The sequence below is a fragment of the Amycolatopsis nigrescens CSC17Ta-90 genome (assembly GCF_000384315.1).
Lineage (GTDB): Bacteria > Actinomycetota > Actinomycetes > Mycobacteriales > Pseudonocardiaceae > Amycolatopsis > Amycolatopsis nigrescens.
In genome coordinates, this window is record NZ_ARVW01000001.1 from 6437344 (window position 1) to 6458098 (window position 20755).

The 20755-nt window shown below is 70.6% G+C and carries 26 protein-coding genes; 11 read left to right on the top strand and 15 right to left on the bottom strand.

Going from position 1 to position 20755, the window contains the following annotated elements; genetic code table 11:
* The first annotated feature begins 40 nt into the window (after positions 1-40).
* From AMYNI_RS0130675 to AMYNI_RS50690, 3 genes are all read left to right on the top strand, one after another.
* Entirely contained in the window at positions 41-928 is an 888-nt protein-coding gene (locus AMYNI_RS0130675; RefSeq protein WP_020671924.1) for an AurF N-oxygenase family protein, read from the top strand.
* Between the two features lie 94 nt (positions 929-1022).
* Positions 1023-1928, top strand: coding sequence for a helix-turn-helix domain-containing protein (locus AMYNI_RS45655; RefSeq protein ID WP_157357516.1), 906 nt, complete (start codon positions 1023-1025; stop codon positions 1926-1928).
* A 25-nt stretch (positions 1929-1953) separates the two neighbouring features.
* Positions 1954-2070 carry a DUF397 domain-containing protein gene (locus AMYNI_RS50690; protein ID WP_020671926.1) on the top strand — a complete coding sequence of 39 codons (117 nt, stop codon included), beginning with the start codon at positions 1954-1956 and terminating at the stop codon, positions 2068-2070.
* Here AMYNI_RS50690 and AMYNI_RS0130690 read toward each other — a convergent pair.
* Positions 2067-2570 carry an Lrp/AsnC family transcriptional regulator gene (locus tag AMYNI_RS0130690; protein WP_020671927.1) on the bottom strand — a complete coding sequence of 168 codons (504 nt, stop codon included), beginning with the start codon at positions 2568-2570 and terminating at the stop codon, positions 2067-2069. The genes AMYNI_RS50690 and AMYNI_RS0130690 overlap by 4 nt on opposite strands.
* A 95-nt stretch (positions 2571-2665) precedes the next feature.
* Here AMYNI_RS0130690 and AMYNI_RS0130695 point away from each other — a divergent pair, with 95 nt between their 5' ends.
* Positions 2666-3850 carry an MFS transporter gene (locus tag AMYNI_RS0130695; protein ID WP_020671928.1) on the top strand — a complete coding sequence of 395 codons (1185 nt, stop codon included), beginning with the start codon at positions 2666-2668 and terminating at the stop codon, positions 3848-3850.
* Positions 3851-3878: 28 nt separating this feature from the next.
* On the opposite strand, the gene AMYNI_RS0130700 is transcribed toward AMYNI_RS0130695, so the two are convergent.
* Complete coding sequence (locus tag AMYNI_RS0130700; protein ID WP_020671929.1) at positions 3879-5450, bottom strand: PucR family transcriptional regulator; 1572 nt, start codon at positions 5448-5450, stop codon at positions 3879-3881.
* A gap of 121 nt (positions 5451-5571) precedes the next feature.
* Here AMYNI_RS0130700 and pruA point away from each other — a divergent pair, with 121 nt between their 5' ends.
* Both pruA and AMYNI_RS0130710 read left to right on the top strand, forming a co-directional pair.
* Entirely contained in the window at positions 5572-7200 is a 1629-nt protein-coding gene (gene pruA, locus AMYNI_RS0130705; RefSeq protein ID WP_020671930.1) for an L-glutamate gamma-semialdehyde dehydrogenase, read from the top strand.
* A gap of 20 nt (positions 7201-7220) precedes the next feature.
* The gene (locus AMYNI_RS0130710) at positions 7221-8150 is read left to right on the top strand and encodes a proline dehydrogenase family protein (RefSeq protein ID WP_026361155.1); all 930 of its coding nucleotides are present in this window, start codon (positions 7221-7223) and stop codon (positions 8148-8150) included.
* 91 nt (positions 8151-8241) lie between these two features.
* On the opposite strand, the gene AMYNI_RS0130715 is transcribed toward AMYNI_RS0130710, so the two are convergent.
* Complete coding sequence (locus AMYNI_RS0130715; RefSeq protein ID WP_157357517.1) at positions 8242-8664, bottom strand: hypothetical protein; 423 nt, start codon at positions 8662-8664, stop codon at positions 8242-8244.
* Positions 8665-8946: 282 nt separating this feature from the next.
* Between AMYNI_RS0130715 and abc-f the strand changes: the two genes are divergently transcribed.
* Positions 8947-10569: a ribosomal protection-like ABC-F family protein gene (gene abc-f / locus AMYNI_RS0130720; RefSeq protein WP_020671933.1), complete on the top strand. Its 1623-nt coding sequence runs from the start codon at positions 8947-8949 to the stop codon at positions 10567-10569.
* A gap of 77 nt (positions 10570-10646) precedes the next feature.
* A complete protein-coding gene (locus AMYNI_RS0130725; RefSeq protein WP_020671934.1) occupies positions 10647-10877 on the top strand; it encodes a hypothetical protein in 231 nt (76 codons plus the stop codon).
* 69 nt (positions 10878-10946) lie between these two features.
* Here the strand turns inward: AMYNI_RS0130725 and trxA are convergent, their stop codons facing one another.
* Entirely contained in the window at positions 10947-11306 is a 360-nt protein-coding gene (gene trxA, locus AMYNI_RS0130730) for a thioredoxin (RefSeq protein ID WP_020671935.1), read from the bottom strand.
* Between the two features lie 87 nt (positions 11307-11393).
* Between trxA and AMYNI_RS0130735 the strand changes: the two genes are divergently transcribed.
* Both AMYNI_RS0130735 and AMYNI_RS0130740 read left to right on the top strand, forming a co-directional pair.
* Positions 11394-11636 carry a DUF2630 family protein gene (locus AMYNI_RS0130735; protein WP_026361157.1) on the top strand — a complete coding sequence of 81 codons (243 nt, stop codon included), beginning with the start codon at positions 11394-11396 and terminating at the stop codon, positions 11634-11636.
* 2 nt (positions 11637-11638) lie between these two features.
* Complete coding sequence (locus tag AMYNI_RS0130740) at positions 11639-12457, top strand: endonuclease/exonuclease/phosphatase family protein (RefSeq protein WP_020671937.1); 819 nt, start codon at positions 11639-11641, stop codon at positions 12455-12457.
* Here the strand turns inward: AMYNI_RS0130740 and AMYNI_RS0130745 are convergent.
* Positions 12435-13385 carry a DMT family transporter gene (locus tag AMYNI_RS0130745; RefSeq protein WP_020671938.1) on the bottom strand — a complete coding sequence of 317 codons (951 nt, stop codon included), beginning with the start codon at positions 13383-13385 and terminating at the stop codon, positions 12435-12437. The two genes, AMYNI_RS0130740 and AMYNI_RS0130745, sit on opposite strands and share 23 nt — an antisense overlap.
* 73 nt (positions 13386-13458) lie before the next feature.
* Here AMYNI_RS0130745 and AMYNI_RS0130750 point away from each other — a divergent pair, with 73 nt between their 5' ends.
* Entirely contained in the window at positions 13459-14358 is a 900-nt protein-coding gene (locus AMYNI_RS0130750; RefSeq protein WP_026361159.1) for a LysR family transcriptional regulator, read from the top strand.
* 152 nt (positions 14359-14510) lie between these two features.
* Here AMYNI_RS0130750 and AMYNI_RS0130755 read toward each other — a convergent pair whose 3' ends face one another.
* From AMYNI_RS0130755 to AMYNI_RS0130800, 10 genes are all read right to left on the bottom strand, one after another.
* Entirely contained in the window at positions 14511-16079 is a 1569-nt protein-coding gene (locus AMYNI_RS0130755) for an alpha/beta hydrolase (RefSeq protein ID WP_020671940.1), read from the bottom strand.
* Between the two features lie 72 nt (positions 16080-16151).
* Complete coding sequence (locus AMYNI_RS0130760; RefSeq protein ID WP_157357518.1) at positions 16152-17225, bottom strand: ATP-dependent DNA ligase; 1074 nt, start codon at positions 17223-17225, stop codon at positions 16152-16154.
* A 68-nt stretch (positions 17226-17293) separates the two neighbouring features.
* On the bottom strand, positions 17294-17815 hold the full coding sequence (locus tag AMYNI_RS0130765) for a GNAT family N-acetyltransferase (protein WP_020671942.1): 522 nt from the start codon (positions 17813-17815) through the stop codon (positions 17294-17296).
* A 25-nt stretch (positions 17816-17840) separates the two neighbouring features.
* Positions 17841-18443, bottom strand: coding sequence for an Asp23/Gls24 family envelope stress response protein (locus AMYNI_RS0130770; RefSeq protein ID WP_020671943.1), 603 nt, complete (start codon positions 18441-18443; stop codon positions 17841-17843).
* Entirely contained in the window at positions 18440-18976 is a 537-nt protein-coding gene (locus AMYNI_RS0130775) for a DUF6286 domain-containing protein (RefSeq protein WP_020671944.1), read from the bottom strand. Before AMYNI_RS0130775 ends, AMYNI_RS0130770 begins: the two co-directional genes overlap by 4 nt.
* A 31-nt stretch (positions 18977-19007) precedes the next feature.
* The gene (locus tag AMYNI_RS0130780; protein ID WP_020671945.1) at positions 19008-19364 is read right to left on the bottom strand and encodes an Asp23/Gls24 family envelope stress response protein; all 357 of its coding nucleotides are present in this window, start codon (positions 19362-19364) and stop codon (positions 19008-19010) included.
* Positions 19361-19537 (bottom strand): hypothetical protein, encoded by a 177-nt coding sequence (locus tag AMYNI_RS49305; RefSeq protein WP_020671946.1) that lies wholly within the window; start codon positions 19535-19537, stop codon positions 19361-19363. The genes AMYNI_RS0130780 and AMYNI_RS49305 overlap by 4 nt, the downstream gene beginning before the upstream one ends.
* 29 nt (positions 19538-19566) lie before the next feature.
* Positions 19567-19866: a hypothetical protein gene (locus AMYNI_RS45660; RefSeq protein ID WP_020671947.1), complete on the bottom strand. Its 300-nt coding sequence runs from the start codon at positions 19864-19866 to the stop codon at positions 19567-19569.
* The gene (locus tag AMYNI_RS0130795) at positions 19863-20201 is read right to left on the bottom strand and encodes a hypothetical protein (protein WP_020671948.1); all 339 of its coding nucleotides are present in this window, start codon (positions 20199-20201) and stop codon (positions 19863-19865) included. The genes AMYNI_RS45660 and AMYNI_RS0130795 overlap by 4 nt, the downstream gene beginning before the upstream one ends.
* 46 nt (positions 20202-20247) lie before the next feature.
* Positions 20248-20712 carry an Asp23/Gls24 family envelope stress response protein gene (locus AMYNI_RS0130800; RefSeq protein WP_020671949.1) on the bottom strand — a complete coding sequence of 155 codons (465 nt, stop codon included), beginning with the start codon at positions 20710-20712 and terminating at the stop codon, positions 20248-20250.
* Positions 20713-20755: the final 43 nt, after the last annotated feature.

The window sequence follows — 20755 nt, forward strand, 5'->3', positions numbered from 1 at the left end:
TAGCTAGTACAGCTCGTACCCCTTATCGCGGAGGTCCGCAATGGCGCAGACCAGGGACCCGGACGTGACAGCTCAGCGGCTGCTCACGTCCTCGGTGCGCAACTCCTTTGACCCGGACCTCGACGTCGACTGGGAAGCCCCGCTCGCCGAGGGCAAGTACTTCATGCCGCCGGAGCGGATGTCGCTCTACGGCACCCGGCTGTGGGACGGGCTGTCCGAGGAGCAGCGGATCGAGCTGTCCAAGCACGAGATCGCCAGCATCATGAGCGTCGGCCTGTGGTTCGAGATCATCCTGATCCAGATGCTCGCGCGGTACGCCTACGACCTCGACCCCCGCGGCGCGCACGCCCAGTACGCGCTGACCGAGATCGGCGACGAGACCCGCCATTCGATCATGTTCGCCCGCGCCGCTGAGCGCCTCGGCGTGCCGAAGTACGGCGCGCCAAGGATCGTGCACAACGCGGCCAGGCTGTTCAAGGCGGTGGCCAGCGGCCCGTCCATGTTCGGCAGCGTGCTGGTCGCCGAGGAGACCACGGACCGGCTCCAGCGCTCGATGATGGACGACGAGAACATCCAGCCGCTGATCCGGTCGGTGAACCGGATTCACGTCGTCGAAGAAGCGCGGCACGTGCGATACGCGCGTGAAGAAGTAAGCCGTACGATGCCGAAGCTGAGTAAAGCGGGCGTACGCATGCATCGCACGCGTACGGCGGTGGTGTCCTTCGCGGTGGTGGATTCCTTGGTGGACTCGAATATCTACCGAAGCGTCGGCATCGCGCCCGCCGAGGGCCGCGCGGCCGCGCTGGCGAATCCGCACTTCCACCAGACGCGCCGGTGGATGGCCGAGAAGATCGTGCCCTTCCTGCGGGACGAAGGGTTGATCGGCGGCCGCAGCATTGCCTTGTGGCACAAGGCTCATCTCATCTGAGCCGGATTACCACCGGGACAGCGCGTACGACTTTCCGGGGAATGGCCCGTGTTTCGTGTCATAAAGGTCGGTGCCCGGGTTTACCTTCGAGCACATGAAGGATCAGGAACCAACCCTGCGCGCCCGCGAACTGGGCGAAGAGGTCACCCTCGTGATGGAGGAGGCCGGGCTCAACGGCCGGCAGCTGGCTATCCGGCTCGGCTGGTCCACCGCCAAGGTTTCCCGGTTGTTGAGCGGAAAACGCCCGGTCAGCGAAGTCGACCTGGCCTACCTGCTCGGCACCTGCAACGCCAGCCGCGAACGCACCAAACGCCTGCTGAAACTCTGGCGCGAGGTCAGCATGCCAGTCTGGCTGGAGACCCACAGTGAACGCCTGCCCGAACAACTACGCTCCTACATCACGCACGAGCATCAGGCAGCGTTCATCGGGGACTATCAGGCCACCCTTGTGCCGGGATTGTTGCAGACTGCCGATTACGCCAGGTCGGCGATGATTGGCACAAAAACGCTGACCATGGAGGAAATCGCCAGCCGCGTACCGGCTCGACTTGAGCGGCAGAGGGTCTTCACAGAGGCACGCAAAGCTGAGTTCGCCTTCTTCGTGCATGAGTTCGCGCTGCGCCTCCCGGTGGGTGGCCCTGCCGTGATGTCCGCGCAGTTACATCGTCTTCTGGAGATGTCTGTGCGGCCTTACTTGAAGCTGCGGGTGGTGCCAGCGGAAATCGGTAGCCATCCAGCCGCGCTGGGGTCCTTTATTCTGATGGATTTCACCGAGTTCAGGTCCGTAGTCTATCTGGAAAGTGAGCTATCCGCGCAGTTCCTTGAGGTGCCCGCGCAGGTATCCATCTATCGGCGCATCCTCAAGTCACTGGCGGAGGTCGCGCTGGATGAGGGAGAATCCCGAGAGCTGATTGCCAACTTGGCAACCGGGCTCTATGGGTACCGAGAGGACTGCGATGACTTCGCTACTGCCAGAAGGGATTGCCTGGCGTACGAGTAGCTACACGGGTAACAATGGCGCATGCGTGGAGGTGGCGGCTACTCCGTCCGAGGTACATGTCCGCGACACCAAGAACCGCACCGGCGGCGTGCTCACCTTCGACAACCTCCAGTGGCGGGCGTTCCTCAGCGCCCTTCGCTAGCGCTGCCAGCCGTCGTGCCGGGTGGCGCGGAGGTAGTTCTCGGCGGGCGGCTCCACCGGCCGTCCGTCGTAGTGCGTGGACAGCACCACCGAGGAACGCATCTCGCCGTGCTTCCCGATCCTCTCCAGCACACCCTCCAGATGCTCCAGTGACGCGGTCCGCAGCTTGAGCATCGAGCAGTGGTCACCACTGAGCTTGTGGATCTCCACCACCTCGGGATAGTCCTCGGCGGTGCTCGTCTTCAGCAGGCAGGTCGCCAGCGTGCACTGAAGCTGCACGAACGCGGTGATCGGATAGCCGGTGCGCCGGGCGTCCACCCGCGCGTGATAGCCGGTGATCACCCCGGACTCCTCCAGCCGGCGCACCCGTTCCGCCACCGCGGGCGCGGACAGGTTGACCCGGCGGCCCAGCTCCTTGAACGAGAGCCTGCCGTCCTCCTGCAACTCGTCGATCAGCTTCCAGTCCAGGTCATCGAGGTTTCTTTCCGAACGAAAGGTCATGGCCCCCATCTTCCGTGACTTGGCCCGGTCGCGGTGCCCGAATGCCGTTCTTCGTGTCTTCGGTCCCTGCCTTTTCCTGCCTAGCATTACTGATCATGAATCTGCTGGGGGAGGCCCGGACCGCCGGGCGCACGCGTTCGATGATCGCCCTTTTCCTGGGCGTCGCCTGCATGAACACCGCGATGGTCGGGGCCAGCACCGCGGGCACGCTGATCGCCGGGCAGCACAGTCCCGGCCTGAGCGGCGTGCCGAGCGCCGCCGGCGTGCTCGGCACCGCGCTCGGTGCGCTCGCTTCCGGCAGCCTGATCTCCCGGCTCGGCAGCCGGGCCGCGCTGCTGTCGGGCTACGGCCTCGCGGCCGTGGGCGCGTGGGTCGCCTTCGCCGGCGCGATCGCAGACCTCCTTCCGGTGCTGCTCGTCGGGATGCTGCTGCTCGGCGTCGGCAACGGCGGCGCCCAGCTTTCGCGCTATGTGGCCGCCGCGCTGTATCCGGCCGCACGCAAGGGAACCGCGCTTTCCGCGATCCTCTGGGCCGGTACCGTCGGCGCCCTGGCCGGTCCGGCGCTGATGGCACCCGCCGCCGCGGTCGCGACCGGGCTGGGGCTGCCCGAACTGTCCGGGCCGTACGCGGCTTCCGCACTGGTCACCCTCGCCGCCGCTGCCGCCACCGCCGTCCTCCCGCGCCTTCGCGCCACGACGGCCGCTTCGCCACGCCCGCCGCTGAAGCGAGCGGATCTCGTTACGGCGCTTCGGCATCGCTCCGTGCGGCTGCCGCTGGCCGCGATGGTCGGCGCGCACGTGGCGATGGTCGCGGTGATGACGATGACCCCGCCGCAACTGCACGACCACGGGCACGGCCTCGGCGTGGTCGGCTTCATCCTGAGCGCGCACATGATCGGCATGTTCGCGCTTTCCCCGCTGACCGGCCGGATCGCCGACCGCGTCGGCGGCAGGGTGACGATCGCCCTCGGCATCGCCACCCTCGTCGTCGCGGGCCTGCTCGCCGCCGCCCTGCCCACCGCGCACTCCACCGGACTGCCGATCGCGCTGTTCCTGCTCGGCTACGGCTGGAACCTGGCCTTCGTCGGCGGCAGCGCCATCCTGTCCCGCGAACAGCCCCAGCTCCAGGGCATCGTGGACGCCTTCGCCTGGGGCTCCTCCGTCCTCTCCAGCCTTCTCGCGGGCCAGCTCTTCGCCCAAAGCGGCTACCCGTCCGTCGCCCTCGCCGCCACCGTCCTCGCCCTTCTCCCCGCCCTACTCCTCACCAAGGGTCGTGAGTGAAAAGTGTTGCCCCAGCAACACTTTTCACTCACGACGTCAGGCGGAGTTGTAGCTGGGCCAAGAGGCGTTGTTCGGCGTCGGTGAGGTCGAGGCCGGAGACCTCCTCGGCGCGGCGGATGCGGTACCGCAACGTGTTCGGGTGGATGTTCAGCTTTGACGCCGCCGCGCGGACGTCGCCGAAAGCGTCCAGGTACGCGAGCACCGACGGGACCAGGCTGCCGCCGTGCCCGGCGTCGTGCTCGGCCAGCGCGGTCAGCCGGGGATCGCGGATTCTCTTCTGCTGCCCCAAGAAATCCAGTATCTCGGAAAGCAGGACGTGCGCGCGGACGTCGGCCAGCGCGGCCACTTCGCCGGTCCAGCGTCCGCGCGCCATCGCGTCCAGCACGCGGTCCGCGTCCGCGCGCGAGGACGCCGTTTCGGCCAGCCGGGGCACCACCCCGCCCAGCGCGGCGTGCACCGGCAGCTCCAGATGACTCCGCGCGGCACCGACGATTTCCTTCAGCAGAGCTAAAATCCCGGACTCCGCGGCTCCGGTGAGGTCGGGCAGCAGCACATAAACGCGGCCACCGGCCTCGGTCACCAGCGCGCTGCGCCGATAGGCCGCGGTGTGCACGGAGATCAGGTTTACCAGCTCCGCGCGATGCAACTGCCGTCCGGTACCGGCCTCCCGGTGCAGCGCGAACGCGGCGACCACCGCCGGCCTGGCCGGGTCCGCGCCGATGTCGTCCGCCATCGAGCCGGCGTCCAGCCGCCCGTCCAGCAGACGGGCCAGCAGGTCCTCGCGCCAGCGCGGGCCGGCGCTGGACTCGGTGCGGTGGCGGATCAGCTGCGGGGCCAGCGTCCGGCTGGCGCCCAGCAGCGCGGTTTCCGCGCTTTCGGTGAGCGGCGCCGACCCCTCCTGCACCCAGATCACGCCCAGCGGCTGCGAACCCGCGTGGATCCCGGCCGCGATCCGCCGCCTGATCCCGAGATCGGGCCGTTCCTCAACGCGCACAACACCTTCACCGGCCCGGAGCCGCTGATAGATACCCCAGTCGCGGAGCATCGCGAGATAGCGCTCCGGCCCCTGCTTGCCCAGGATCGACAGCCGCCGCAGCTCGTCCACTTCGTCGCCGGAGCGGGAGTACGCGAGCACGCGCGCCGCGGTGTCCTCGATGCTGACCAGCCCGCCGGTGACCGTGGCGACGGTCTGCGCCAGGGAGAACAGGTCGCCGAGAAGTTCGCCGGTCTCCGCCTCGCCACCGGCGCGCCCGGCGTTGACCACGTCCCTGGCCAGCGCCTCCACCTGATCCCAGCGGGCCTCCGTGCGCACCGCGAGCAACGCGACGCCCGCCTCGGCCGCGGCGTCCGCCAGCTCCGCGCCGCCCTTCACCGCGACGGCCGTCGCTTCGCTGCGCCCGGCCGCCCTGATCGCGGGCAGCGCCGCCCGGCCGCGGGCGCCGATCACCAGCACCAGGTCGCCCGGTTTGGCCTCCGGCGGATCCTCCGGATCGTGGATCACCACGTCGCTGACCTGCACGCCGAGGCCGCCCGGTGCGGTCAGCACCTCCACCAGCGGGTCGCCGAGGGTGCTCAGCAGATGACGCAGGGTTTCGGACATCGGTACCTTGTTCGATCGGACAAAGAGGTGATCTCAAGACTAGCCGTAGGGACAAGACTTGGCCGCCGGAGCGGACCTAACGTGAGTCCACCAACGCAGGAGTACTTCGTCAGGAGCCGCCGTGGACGCCGTGACCCAGACCCCCGCCCCCAAGAACGAGCCGGTGCTGAACTACGCGCCGGGCAGCGCCGAACGCGCTGAGCTCGAGGGTGCGCTCAAGCAGCTGGGTGGCGCCGAGCCGATCGACCTGACCTGCACCATCGGCGGCGAGCAGCGGCTCGGCGGCGGCGAGAAGATCGACGTCGTCCAGCCGCACAACCACCGCGCGGTGCTCGGCACCCTGCGCGGCGCGACCGGCGAGGACGCCACCGCCGCGATCGAAGCCGCCCGCGTCGCTGCGCCGGAGTGGCGCGCGCTGTCCTACGACGACCGCGCCGCGATCATCTTGCGCGCCGCCGACCTGCTCACCGGCCCGTGGCGGGCGCGGCTGAACGCGGCCACCATGCTCGGCCAGTCCAAGACCGCCATCCAGGCCGAGATCGACGCGGCCTGCGAGCTGGCCGACTTCTGGCGCTTCAACGTGGACTACGGCCGGCGGATCATCGCCGAGCAGCCGACCAGCTCGGCCGGCCTGTGGAACCGGATGGAGCAGCGGCCGCTGGAGGGGTTCGTCTACGCGATCACCCCGTTCAACTTCACCGCCATCGCCGCGAATCTGCCCACCGCGCCCGCGCTGATGGGCAACGTGGTGCTGTGGAAGCCGTCCCCGACGCAGAGCTTCGCCGCGCACCTGACCATGCGGCTGCTCGAAGAAGCCGGGATGCCGCCGGGCGTGATCAACCTGCTGCCCGGTGACGGCAAGGCCGTCTCCGACGTCGCGCTCAACCACCGCGACCTTGCCGGCATCCACTTCACCGGCTCCACCGCGACCTTCCAGCACCTGTGGGGCGCGGTCGGCGCGAACATCTCGCGCTACCGCGGCTACCCGCGGCTGGTCGGCGAGACCGGCGGCAAGGACTTCATCGTCGCGCACCCGTCCGCCGACGTGGACGTGCTGCGCACCGCGATGGTCCGCGGCGCCTTCGAGTACCAGGGCCAGAAGTGCTCCGCCGCTTCTCGCGCGTACGTGCCGCGCTCGCTGTGGAAGCAGCTTCGCGACGGGCTGATCGCGGAGACCGAGGCACTGACCGTCGGCGACGTGACCGACCTCAGCAACTTCGCCGGCGCGGTAATCGACCGGCGCGCCTTCGACAAGCACGCGGACGTGTTGCAGCGGGCGGCGGCCGACCCCGAGTTGGAGGTCATCGCCGGTGGCACCGCCGACGACAGTGTCGGCTACTTCGTGCGGCCGACCGTGATCGTCTCGGACAACCCGCGCCACGACGTGTTCCGCACCGAGTACTTCGGCCCGATCCTGGCCGTGCACGTGTACGAGGACGCGGAGTACGACGCGATCCTGAAGCTGGTCGACGACACCGCGGACTACGCGTTGACCGGTGCGGTGATCGCGAACGACCGCGCCGCCGTGGCCCGCACGATGGAGTCGCTGCGGTTCGCCGCCGGCAACTTCTACGTCAACGACAAGCCGACCGGCGCGGTGGTCGGGCAGCAGCCCTTCGGCGGTGCCCGCGCCTCCGGCACCAACGACAAGGCGGGCTCGGTGTTCAACCTGCTGCGCTGGACGAGCCCGCGCTCGATCAAGGAGAACTTCGTCCCGCCGACCAGCGTCGGCTACCCCCACCAGGGCTGATTTTTCGCAGGAGGTTCGCCATGTTGCGTGCACCTTTGCTGGCCGCCGCCAGGTCCACCCGGATGCGGTCGCTCGTGGAAGCGGTACCGGCGACCAGGGCGGTGGTCCGCCGGTTCGTCGCCGGGGCGCAGACCCCGGACGCGGTACGGGTGGCGCGGGAACTCGCCGCCGGTGGCCGCCGGGTCACCCTGGACCACCTCGGTGAGGACACCACCGACCGCGGCCAGGCGGAGACCACCGTCAAGGCGTACGCGACGTTGCTGCGCGCGCTCGACGAGCGCGGGCTGGCCGAAGGCGCGGACGTCTCGGTGAAGCTCTCCGCGGTGGGGCAGAACCTGCCCGCGGACGGGGAACGGGTCGCGCTGGAGAACGCGCGGGTGATCTGCACCGAGGCGGCTGCCGTCGGCGCGACCGTCACCCTGGACATGGAGGACCACACCACCACGGACTCCACCCTCGGCATCCTCCGCGAGCTGCGGGCGGATTTCCCTTGGGCGGGCGCGGTTCTGCAGGCGTACCTGCGGCGAACCGAGACGGACTGCGCCGAGCTTTCCGGTCCAGGCTCACGGGTTCGGCTGTGCAAGGGCGCCTACGCGGAGCCCGCTTCGGTTGCGTTCCAAGAGAAGTCCGAAGTGGACAAGTCCTATGTGCGCTGCCTGCGGGTGCTGATGAGCGGCTCCGGCTACCCGATGGTCGCTTCGCACGACCCGCGGATGGTCGCGATCGCCGAGCACCTGGTCGGTCAGCTGGGCCGGTCGCCTGCCGACCACGAGTTCCAGATGCTCTACGGCATCCGCCCGGACGAACAGCGCCGCATCGCCGCCGACGGCCACACCATGCGCGTCTACGTGCCCTACGGCGATGAGTGGTACGGCTACTTCATGCGCCGCCTCGCCGAGCGCCCGGCCAACCTGGCCTTCTTCCTCCGCGCCCTCGCCACCCGCTCCTAGCCCCGCCCCGCGCTCCTGGGTGAGTGCAGCGAAGGCCACCTTGCCTGCGTTCAACGCAGCGAAGGTGGCCTTCGCTGCATGCGGCCAGGGGCTAAGCGCTGAACTTGACGCCGGACCAGTAGATCGGGGTCAGGCTGGTGAGGCGGTCCGGCGGGGTGCGGATGACGGCGAAGTCGCTGAGGTAAGCGCGCCCGTCGTCCCAGACGCCCCGCAGGTGCAGCACCAGCGTCGGCGTGGACGTCGGGTGGTCGTGGTAGGAGCTGCCGATGATCACCGGCGCGATCGTGCCCGGGGTCTGGTGGCTTCGCTGGGCGCCGTCCAGCAGGAACGCGCAGTTGCCGGTGCCGGGGGAGACGGCCTCGCACAGCTCGGAAAACCGGCCCGCCTGCGCCATTTCGACGGTCTGCTGGAGCAGCTGTTGGGCTTCCACTCGTTCGATGGGGCGGGTCAGATCGGCCTGGGGCTCGTTCTGGAGGGCCACCACGAGCATCGGCACCCCCAAGGTCAGCGTCACCGCCAGCACAAAAAGCGCCACTTGCCTGCGTGATCTCATCCGCCCGCCCCCTGTCGCCCCGAGGAAGGCTATCGCTTAAAGCCGCCTGCTACGGTGGAATGGAGTGATCGGGAAGGAAGAACAGTGATAGGCGACGACGACATCTCCGGGTGACCCCGGAAGTGAGCGGCCACCGGCAGACGCGCGGAAAGCGCGGTCGCCGTGGCCCTTCAGTCGTTCCCTGAATCCTGTTCGCCGCTGGGCGGCCCCGGTACGCCCGCCTCACCCTTCGAGGGCTCTTCCATGTCCGACGCGTTCGTCATCTGCTCCGACCTTTCCTTCTCCTGGCCCGACGACACCCCCGTTTTCCAGGATCTGACCTGCACCGTGGGCGGCGGCCGCACCGGCCTCGTCGCACCGAACGGCGCCGGCAAGAGCACCCTGCTCAAGCTGATCGCCGGCGAGCTCCGGCCCAGCGGCGGGACCGTGTCCGTCAAGGGAATGCTGGGCTATCTCCCGCAGAGCCTGCCTTTCGCCGGGGAGCTGACCGTCGCCGAAGTGCTCGGCATCGCGTCGGTGCTCGAAGCGCTGGGCGCCATCGAGTCCGGCGACGCGAGCGAGGAGCACTTCACCACGATCGGCAACGACTGGGACATCGAGGAACGCACCCGCGCCCAGCTCGACCGGCTCGGCCTCGGGGACGTCTCGCTCACCCGGCGGTTGCCCACCCTCAGCGGCGGCCAGGTCGTCTCGCTCGGCCTGGCGGCGCAGCTGCTGAAGCGGCCAGACGTGCTGCTGCTCGACGAACCGACCAACAACCTCGATCTCGACGCGCGCCGCAAGCTCTACAGCGTGCTCGACGACTGGACCGGCTGTCTGCTGCTGGTCAGCCACGACCGGGAGCTGCTCGACCGGATGGACCGCATCGCCGAACTGGACCGGGGCGAAGTGCGGTTCTACGGCGGGACTTTCACCGAGTACCAGGCGGCGGTGCGGGCCGCGCGGGAGGTCGCCGAGAAGAACGTGCGTAACGCCGAGCAGGAGGTCAAAAGGGAGAAGCGGGAGATGCAGCAGGCTCGCGAGCGCGCCGCGCGCCGGGCCAGCAACGCGTCCCGCAACCTCAAGAACGCCGGTCTGCCGAAGATCTTCGCCGGGACGATGAAGCGGAACGCGCAGGAGTCGGCGGGCAAGGCCAACGAGACGCACGCCGCGCGGGTCGGTGACGCCAAGGCCAGGCTCGACGAGGCGAGCCGGGCGCTGCGCGACGAGCAGAAGATCGCGCTCGAGCTGCCGGGCACCAACGTCCCCGCCGGGCGCACGGTGTTCATCGGCAAGGGGATGCAGGTCCGTTACGGCGAGCGGGAGTTGTTCGCCGGGGAGGGCGCCGACCTGGAGATTCGCGGGCCGGAACGGATCGCGCTGACCGGCCCCAACGGCTCCGGCAAGTCGACCCTGCTGCGCGTGATCAACGGCGAGCTTGAGCCGTCCGGCGGCGAGACCAGGCGGGCCGACGGCCGGGTCGCCTACCTGTCCCAGCGCCTCGACCTGCTGGACCTCGACCGCACGGTGGCGGAGAACCTGGCCGCGTTCGCGCCAGGGATGCCGCCGGCGCAGCGGATGAACCTGCTCGCGCGCTTCCTGTTCCGGGGCTCCCGCATCCACCTGCCGGCCGGGGTGCTCTCCGGCGGCGAGCGGCTGCGCGCCACCCTGGCCTGCGTGCTGTGCGCGGAACCGGCGCCCCAGCTGCTGCTCCTGGACGAGCCGACGAACAATCTCGACCTGGTCAGCGTCGCCCAGCTGGAGAACGCGCTGAACGCCTACCAGGGCGCGTTCGTCGTGGTCAGCCACGATGAACGCTTCCTCGCCGAGATCAACCTGACCCGCTCACTCCTGCTCTCCGCCGGCTGCCTACTGGAGCCACACTGACGGGGCGGGTGTTCACACCGTCAGGGAATCGACACCGCCGGGCTGGTCGCTGAAAGATCGTTTTGTACCGATCTCCGGTGCATCTTCCGAAGAAAGCCGGGTTCATCGTGCGTATTGCGAAAAAGTCCGCCTTCGCGGCGGCGGTCGCCGTGGCCGCTATCGTCGCGTTCTCGCCGGTCGCCGGCGCGACCACGACAGCTACCACTACCACCCAGGGCCTGGTCGGGGGTCTTCTCGGCGGAAGCGGCTCCGGCTCGGTGGACGGCCTCCTTGGCGGTGTGGGCGAACTCCTCGAGGGCCTCCTCTAGGACGCCACGTCACCTCGGCGCACAACTTGAGGGGCCGGTCGTGCTCGACCGGCCCCTCAAGAACAGTTGCTACTCCGCGGCGGCGGCTTTGGCCTTGACCTCTTCCATGTCCAGGGCGCGGGCCTGGGAGATGAGGTCCTCCAGGGTCGACTCCGGCAGCGCGCCCGGGTTCGCGTAGACGAGGGTCTGGTCCCGGATGACCGCCAGGGTCGGGATCGAACGCACCTCGAACGCGGCGGCGAGCTGGGTCTGCTCTTCGGTGTTCACCGAGGCGAACACGATGTCCTCGTGGTTCTCGGACACCTTCTCGTAGACCGGCGCGAACTGGCGGCAGGGCCCGCACCAGCTCGCCCAGAAGTCGATCAGGACGAACTCGTTGCCGGACACGACCTCGTCGAAGTTCTCGGTGGTCAATTCGACAGTGCTCATAGCGCGTTCAACGAACGAGTGGCCGTGCACATTCCCCGCTTGATCGGCGTACCGTCGTGCCGGACGAACCCCATGGAGGAGCTGACGATGGCCGACCGGGAAATTCTCAGCCGGATCGACGAGCTGATCGCCGAAGAGCACGAGCTGCGCGCGCGGGCCACCGGCAGCGGGCTCACCGCCGCCGAACAGGGCCGCCTCGGTGAGCTGGAGCAGCGGCTCGACCAGTGCTGGGACCTGCTGCGCCAGCGCCGGGCGCGGGCCGAGTTCGCGGTGAACCCGGACGAAGCGCGGCCGCGGCCGGTCAACGAGGTCGAGTCCTACCAGCAGTAGACATGCGACTGCTCCGCCTGGCGACCGCCGTAGTGGCCGTCGTCTTCCTGCTCGGATCGATGACGGCCACAGCGGCCACCCCGAGTGCGCTGCGCGTGCTCAGCTACAACATCCACGCCGGCATCGGTGCCGACGCCAAGCTGGACCTGGCCAGGACCGCGCGCGTGATCACGGACAGCGGTGCGGACGTGGTCGGGCTGCAAGAGGTCGACGTGCACTGGTCGGCCCGCAGCGGCTACGCCGATCAGGCGGCGGAACTGGCCGCGCTGACCGGCATGCGGGTGTACTTCGCGCCGATCTACCGGCTGGAGCCGGAGTCGGGGCACACCGAGCCGCGGCAGTACGGGGTGGCGCTGCTGAGCCGGTATCCGATTCTCGCCGGATGGAACCACCAGCTCACCCGGTTGTCCACAGTGGACCCCAATCCGGTGCCGGCCCCAGCGCCGGGGTTCGCCGAGGTGCTGCTGCGCGTGCCCGGCGGGCCGCTGCGCGCCTATGTCACCCATCTGGACTTCCGGCCGGACCCGGCGATCCGCCAGGTCCAGGTCGGGGAGACGGTGCACATCCTGGACCGCCATCGCGGCAGGCAGGTGCTCTTCGGCGACTTCAACGCCGAACCCTCCGCACCCGAACTGGCCCCGCTGTTCGGACGGCTGCCGGACGCCTGGCCGTATCCGTCCGGCGGGCTCACCTATCCGGCGCAGGCGCCGGTCAAGCGCATCGACTACGTGACGTCTTCCCTCGTCGCCCGTTCCGCGCAGGTGCCCGTCACACCAGCTTCCGACCACCTGCCCGTGCTCACCGAGCTTTCCCTTCGGTGAGCTTGGCCGGACGAAGGGTGGCGAAGCAGACCGCGGCGATCACCACCGCGCAGCCGGTGAATTGCAACGGGCTGGGGTCCTCGCCGAGCACGACGACGCCGAGCAGCACCGCGATGATCGGTTGCAACAGCAGCAGGGTCGCGCCAACACTGGCGGACAGTCTCGGCAGTGCGGCGGCGACGAACAGCCAGCCCACTGCCTGCCCGGACACGGCCAGCGCGATCAGCCAGCCGAACGAGGGCCAGCCGGGCGTGAGGTCGACCCCGTGCCATGGCAGCCCGATCGCCAGCGCCACCGCGCCGGCCGCGATGGTGGCCACGCAGACCGTCTGCGCCTGCGTGCCGGGCCCGCTGCCGGCGCGGAGCAGCAGCAGGTAGCCGCCGTAGGCCACCCCGGCGAGCACGCCGGTCACCGTGCCGTACAACGGGTCCGGCCCGAAGGCGCTGCTGTCGGCGACCCCGCCGGCCAGCACGATCCCGCCCAGCATCACCGGCACCGCGACCAGATACCGCGCCGAGGGCCGCTCGCCGAAGAACAGGAACGCCAGTCCCGGCACGATCACCACCTGGACGGCCACCAGCACGGTCGCGATCCCGGCGCCGACGCTGGCGATCGATTCGCACCACAGCACCAGGTCCACACCGAGCAGGGCGCCGCCCAGCGCCGCCCGCCAGCCCGGTCGCGCCGCACCGGCCCCGGCGCGGCGGCGTTCCCACCAGGCCAGCGGCAGCAGGAAGGGCAGTGCGAGCAGGCAGCGGAAGAACACGTTGGTGCCCGAGCTGGTCTCGGACAGCTTGACGAACGTCGAGGACAGCGAGATGGCCAGGCTGCCGGCGACGGCGAGCAGCCTGGCGTCCACCCTGGCCGCGAGTTCGGCGATGGGGCTGGCGGACCGGATCGGGGGCGGGGCTAGTTCCGTGGTGCTCACAGGTCAAGCCTGGTGGGCGCGACTGTCAAGGACAAGCGAATGTTTCTGCGTGGAATTCGGTAGCATCACTACCGTGTTCACCTTGGAGCGGCTGCGCGCACTGCACGCGGTGGCCGGCCACGGCTCGGTGGCCGCGGCCGCGGCGGCACTGCACGTCACGCCGTCGGGAGTCTCACAGCAGCTCGCCAAGCTGGAGCGCGAGGCCGGGCAGCGGCTGCTGGAACCGCGCGGCCGCGGCGTGCGGCTCACCCGCGCCGGGCAGCTGCTGGCCGCGCACGCGGACCGGATACTCGCCCAGGTCGCGGCCGCCAGATCCGAGCTGGACGCGCTCCGCGAGGACATCATCGGGCCGCTGCACGTCGGCGCCATCCCGACCACCGTGCACGCCCTGCTGCCGGCCGCGCTGACCACGCTCGCCGCCCGCTTCCCGAAGCTGGAGGTGACGCTTTCCGAGGGGGAGGCGGAACGGACCCTGCCCGCCGTGGTGGCCGGCGACCTCGACGTCGCCGTTCTGGAGAGCTGGGACGACCTGCCCACCGAGATCCCGGCGGGAACCTCGCGAACAGTGCTCTTCTCCGAGAGCGCTGATCTCGTTCTGCCGTCGTCGCACCGGCTCGCCCACCGCAAGGTGGTGGATCTGTCCGAAGTGGACGATATTCCCTGGGTGGCATGGTCGGCGGGCTCCGGCTGTCACCGCTGGCTGGTGCAGGCCCTGCGCGCGCAGGGCATGGAGCCGACCGTGAACTGCACGGTCGGCAGCTACCGGACCCAGCTCGCGCTGGTCTCGGGCGGCCTGGTCGCCGCGCTGCTGCCGAGGCTGGCGCAGGACGCGATGCCCGACGACGTGCGGGTGGTGGCCACCCGTCCGGTGCTGCGCCGCAGCATCCAGGCGGTGTGGCGCACCGGCTCCGAGCGCGCCGCGATCCACGCCTTCGTCGAAGCGCTGGACGCCGCCGCCCCCACGGGCAAATAGCCGGCTTCTTGCCCTTTGCGTCAGGCCGGGCAGCCCCGGGCCCATCGCCACTCGCACCTTCAGCCCCACCCGTAACAGCCCAACGTGACGTTTGGCCAATAGAACGAGCCAAACGTCACGTTGGGCTCGTCAGGGCGGGGGCGGGGGCGGGGTCAGGCCGGGCAGAGGGTGCCGTCGCTGGGCACCTTGCCGTCCACCAGGAAGGCGCGCACTGCGTCGCTCACGCATGACGACGACAGCGCGCCGTGGCCGGCGCCCTGCCAGGAAACGCGGATCGCGTTGGGCAGCTGGTCGGCCGCCCTGATCGTGCCCAGCTCGGGGGTTACCGGGTCCGCGGCGGAGCTGGTCACCAGCATCGGCGGCGCGCCGTAGCCACCAGCGGGCGGCAGCGGCTCGCGGCGCACCGGCCACGGGCTGCACCAGGCGAGCTGCTGCGCGACCAGCCCGCCGAATACCGGGTACTTGGCCTGCATACCGCCGGCCACCCCGGCGAACTGGTCGGCGGGCAGCCGGGTCGCGGTGTCGTTGCACTTGGTGGCCAGCGTCGCGTCGAGCTGCGCGGGCTCCAGCCGGGAGCCGGTGGCCAGCGCGTCGGTGAACGCGGCCAGCTTGGCGAGGTCGCCGCCGCGCGCGGCGGCGATCGCGTCCGCCAGCTCCGGCCAGCGCGCCCGCTGGGCCAGCCCGGTCGCCACCGAGTACAGGGCGAGCGAGGGGCCGAAGAACGTGCCCTCCGGTCGGAGCCGCGGCGACTGGCGCAGCTGTTCGGCGAGCGCGAGCACCGCGCCGGAGGCGTCCGCTCCGAGCGCGCAGCCGCGTTGCACGCAGTCCCTGCCGAAAGCGTCCAAAGTGGACTGTGCGCCGGCGGCGACCCCGTCCAGCACGGAAAGGGTGTCCTGGGACGGATCCGGGATGCCGTCGAGCACCATGCGCCCGATGCGGTCGGCGTAGCGCGTGCTGTACGCGGTGAGCACCTTCGAGCCTTCGCCGCGGGACAGCGCGTTCAGCTTCGGCACGCCGAGTTGGTCGCGGATCTCCTCGAGATCGCCCGCGGTGCGCCAGCTGTCCAGCGCCTGCTGCTCGTTCGTCAGCTCGATGGTGCACTGCTGGCCGGCCTTGCGGGCCGCGTCCAGCAGCGGTTCGGGGTCCGGGTCCACCGGGTCCTGGCCGACCAGCTGCCAGCGCACCTCACCTGGCACGCAGCTGACCGGGCTGGACTGCCCGGTGCCGCGCCGGTCCACGCCGATCAGCGAGAACCGTTGCAGCACCTCAGGCGGCAGGGTCGCGGCCAGCTTGGCGGCGAACAGCGTGCCCGGCTCGCCGTCGATGTCGTTCACCACCACCAGCGGCACCGGCCCGGAGCCCGCCTTCAGCAGTGCGACCCTGATCTGGCCGCGGCCGGGCAGATCCGGCGGGTCAAGCCTGGACGTCACCTTCGCGCAGTCGAACCGCACTGAGTCCGGGGCGGGCTGCCCGGTGCGCTCGCGGGTCTCCTCGTCGCAGTCGGACCATTCGATCGACGAGTCCCGAGGCTCCGCCAGCGGCGGCAGCGGCAGCTCCGTGCCGGTCGACTCCAACGCCGGCGGCGGCCCGTCGTTCGCCACCACCGGCGGCCTGCCGGCCGGTCCGGCGGTGCAGCCGGCGAGCAGCGCCGGCACCAGCGCGGCGAGGGCGAACTTCCGCCCCCGGCGGAGCGAGGGGCCGGCGAGGCGACGGCGGGGCAAGACTGGGTCCTTACTTTCGGTGCGGGGCTGGGCTGACCTTCGCACGAGTGCGGTGAGAGCGCGGTAAGCGGGTCAGCTCGCCGGCTTGACCTCACCGCGGAACACCGCGTCCAGGTCGTAGTTCGCCGGCTCCTCCAGCTGGGTGTAGCCGCAGGACTTCGGCTCGCGGTCCGGGCGCCAGCGGACGAACTGCGCGTTGAGCCGGAACCGGGCCGGGTGCCCGCCTTCGGTGTGCTCGTACCCGACTTCCAGCACCCGCTCCGGACGCAGCGGCACCCACGGCTGCTCGGCCGAGCGCCACCGGTTCACCCCGCCGGGCAGCCGTTGCCCCTCCCTGGTCGAGTCGCCGAGCCAGGGATGCTCGCCGTCGGTGATCAGCTCCGCCAGCTCACCGGCCAGCTCGCGGCGCCGGGCCACCGGGAACGAGCCGACCGTGCCGACGTGGTGCAGCACGCCGGCGTCGTCGTACAACCCGAGCAGCACCGAACCGACCAGCTCGCCGGGCTCGCCGTCCACATGCCAGCGCAACCCGGCCAGCACGCAGTCCGCGGTGCGGGAGTGCTTGTACTTGAACATGACCCGCTTGCCGGGGGAGTAGCCGGCGGCCAGCGGCTTGCCGATCACCCCGTCCAGGCCGGCGCCCTCGAACAGGGTGAACCACTCGCGCGCGGTGGCCGGGTCGGTGGTCGCCGGGGTGATGTGCACGTGCTCGGCGGCCAGGCCCTCCAGCCGCTCCCGGCGGGCCGAGGTCGGCTCGTCCACGAAGGACTCGTCGCCGAGCGCGAGCAGGTCGAAGGCCACATACCGGGCCGGGTGCTGCTCGGCGAGCAGGTCGATCCGGCTCTGCGCCGGGTGCACCCGCTCGGTCAGCGCGTCGAAGTCCAGCCGCCCGTTCACCACGACCACCAGCTCGCCGTCCAGCACGACCCGCTCCGGCAGGTCGGCCCGCAGCCGCTCGAGCACCTCCGGGAAGTAGCGGTTCAGCGGCTTGCCGGAGCGCGACTGGAGGCTCAGCTCGTCGCCGTCGCGGAACACCAGGCAGCGGAAGCCGTCCCACTTCGGCTCGAACAGCAGCTCGGCGGACTCCGGGATCTTGCTGGCCGGGCGGGCGAGCATGGGCTTGACCGGCGACTCGATCGGCAACATGCCGGCCATTCTGCCTGGTCGCCGCGATCCGGCGAACCGGAATCGGCTTTACCCGGCTTTACAGGGCTTTACAGGGGCAGCTCGCGCTCGAACACGAGCTCCAGGCCGTCCTCTTCGTCGATCTGCTCACCGACCCGACGGAAGCCGAGCGATTCGATCAGCGCCCGCGACGCCAGGTTCTCCGGACTGGTGGCGGCGACCGCGATCCTGGCCGCCCCGGTGCGGAACGCCCAGTCCTCCAGCGCGACCACCGCCTCCCGCGCGTAGCCGCGGCGGCGGTGCTCCGGCAGGATTTCGTAGCCGACCTCAACACTGGCCCGCTCGTCCGGCGGGGCGTGGAAGCCGATCATGCCGACCAGCGTGCGCGGCTCCCGCAGCACGATCGCCCGCGCCAGCCACGGCAGCTCGGCCGGATCGGCGGCCAGCTGGGCCAGCCGCCGCTGCGCCGGGACGGTGCACGGCCAGTGCTCCGGCACCGCCGTGCCCAGCGCGGAGCCGAGCCCGGCGAGGTCGGCGTCCCTGGTCAGCCGGAGCAGCTCCGGGGTGAGCGGTACCAGGTCGAGCCGATCGGATTCGATCACGAAGGTCACCAGCTCAGCCTGGCACGAACCTTCTTCACTTGACGCGTTGCCGGGCGGCGGCGTCCAGCTCGATGCGCACGGCGGTGGGCAGCGATTCGACGCCGAGCGCCTCGCGCGCCCTGGCCAGCACCCCGGTGTCCAGCTCGTCCCAGACCTGGCGGACGTCGGTGCCCGCGCGAAGCCACAGGCTCAGCCGCAGCGCCGGGGCGGCCGCGTCGCCGACCGACCGGACGCGCGCCCGGCTTATCCCCTGCACGGACTCCGCGTCGGCCCGCACGGCTTCCGCGACGGCGCCCGCGGTGACCGTGAGCAGCTGTCCTGGCGAACGGTCCAGCTCCAGGTCCGGCCGCCCCTCCGTGCGCAGCGAACGGGCCAGCCACCACAGGCCGAAGATCAGCATCAGCAAGCCGAGCACGATCGCGGCGATCTTTCCCGGCACCGGCCGCGCGGCCAGCCAGTCCACCGCGATCGGATCCAGCACCGGGCGCCTCGCCCGGAACTCGCCCAGCACGCCGTAACCCGCCAGCAGCGCGGCGGCGCCGGCCAGCAGCGCGACCAGACCGGCGATCGAGGTCAGCGTGCGCTCGGCGCGGTAGGACCTGGCGAGCGCCCCGGCGGAGGCGGACTTGCGGCTCATTGGCGGTCCTTCGGCGAGTCGACGACAACGGAGACCTTCGGCTTCCTGGCCAGCGGGACCTCGCCGAGCAGCTCGCCAACGGTCTCGATCAGCCGCGGCCGCAGCTCGTTCTCGGTCTCCAGCTTGCTGATCACCCGCACGCGCACCTTCTTCGCGGTCGCGGTCACCGAAGCGCCGCTGACGTTCTCCTGCGCGCGCACCCGCTGCCCGACCATCCTGGCCAGCGACCGCGGCGACGTGGTCACGCTGACCCCGTCCGCGGGATCGGTGAGCCGGACGTCCCGCCGCCGCGCCGCGGCCGACATCAGCAGCGCGATCAGCCCGGCGGCCGCGATCAGCCCGGCGGTCAGCCGGATCGCGAAGGAGTCCCAGCCGATCCCGGCCAGCCGGTCCCGCCAGGACGGCCACGGCACCAGCAGCGGCGCGTCCTGCGGGCGCCACCAGTGCCAGCCGACCTCGATGGCGAGCAGCACCCCCGCCCCGGCGACCGCCAGTGCCAGCAGGGTGGAAAGCAGACGCACGAACAAGCGCATGGTCACTCCGGATTTTCTGGAGAGTTGAGGTTCATTCCACGCGGGGCCGGACATCGGACACCAGCGCGGACACGGTCACGTCGAAGGACCGCACGCGGTAGGAGGTGATGTGCTCCACCTCTTCGGTGACCTTCGCGCGCACCTCTCCGACCACGGTGCCGACCGGCGCCGGATAGTGCAGCGCCAGATCCAGGGCCAGGTCCACGTCGTTGTCCCGGCCGGCCACCTTGACGCCGGCGCCGTGGCTGCCGAGCGCGACCCCGGCCACCTTGCGCTCCACCCTGGCCGTACCGGACACCTGGTCGGCCGCGCGCTGGGCCAGCTTGCGCACCACCACGTGGTCGATCCGGAGGGTGCCCCGGTCGTCCGGCTCCGGGAGCGCGGTCACCGGTCCTTGCCCCGGCCGAACATGTCGCCGAGATCGAGCTCGCCGTCGAGCACCCGGCCGACCACCAGCCCGATCACGCCGACGGCCAGGGTGACCAGGAAAGCGGTGAAGCCCTGGGTGGCCGCGAGGCCGAGGACGAGCCCGGCGATTATCCCGGTCTGCGTTGCGTTCATCGTTGACTCCTTATAACTGGCCGGACTGTTCACTGCACCCTTGGCGGGCGCCGTCTGCGCTGCCGCCACCGTTTCGCCCCGGCCACCGCACGGGAAACGCCCCGCGGGGTGGTGACGAAGGTCAGCGGGGCGTCGAACCTCGCGTCGTCCGAAAGGTCCTCAGCGTCTTCAGTATCCACAGTGGACCTCTCGGCCTCGCGATACCTGGCGAGGCCGGCCATGAACTCTTCCGGGTCCCCGCCGACATCGGGGTGGTTCTTCCGCACGAAAGCCCGGAAGTCCGCACGCGAAGTGCGGACTTCCGGTTCCCCGTCCGGTTCTTCGGTCACCTCACGCCGGTTCCGCTCTGCTCCGCCGCGGTTTCCGCGCTCGGTTCGGCGACGTCGGTCACCGTCACGTTGACCGGCACGTCCCCGGCGATCTCGCGGACGATCTTGCGCAGCTCCCCGGTGACCTCGGGCAGCCTGCCGCCCAGGGTGAGCACCACCGAGATGTCGACCGGCTCGCCGCTCTCGCCGGCCCGCACCCCGAGCACCCGGCGTCCCGGCAGGTGGGTGGCCACCACGCCGAGCGCACCGGCGTCCAGTCGTACCACCGACGGATGCGCCAGCACGCCGTCCGCGATCCGGACGGCCAGCGAGTCGTCCGGGGTCTGTGTGGTCATTTCGGCTCCTTCTCCCGTGTCGAGTCCCGAGTCCGAAGTGGACGGATCACTCCACGCGGGAGGAACCCTCCGCCGCTTCGTCCTCCTCGGGGAGGTGGATGTCGTTGACCGCGATGTTCACCTCGATCACCTCGAGCCCGGTGATCTGCTCGACCGTGGTGATCACGTTGCGCCGCACCGCCCGCGCCACGTCGACGATCCTGGCCCCGTACTCCACGACCACGTCCAGGTCCACGGCCGCCTGCTTTTCGCCCACCTCCACCGAAACGCCGGAGGTGGTCACCGTGCCGGAGCCGGGAATGCGCTCCTTGATCGCGCCGAACGCACGGGACACGCCACCGCCGAGGGCGAAAACGCCGGACACCTCGCGTGCGGCGAGCCCGGCGACCTTCTGCACGACCGCGGAGGAGATCGTGGTCTTGCCCGCCGCTCCGTCCTCGTTGAGCACCGCGGGGGTGCCCGGCCGTGCCGCCGGTGTGTTCTCGGCCTTGCCTGCGCCTGGCTGCGCCATGAAGCCCGCTCCTTTCGAGAAACCTCTGGTAGCTCCTGTGTGC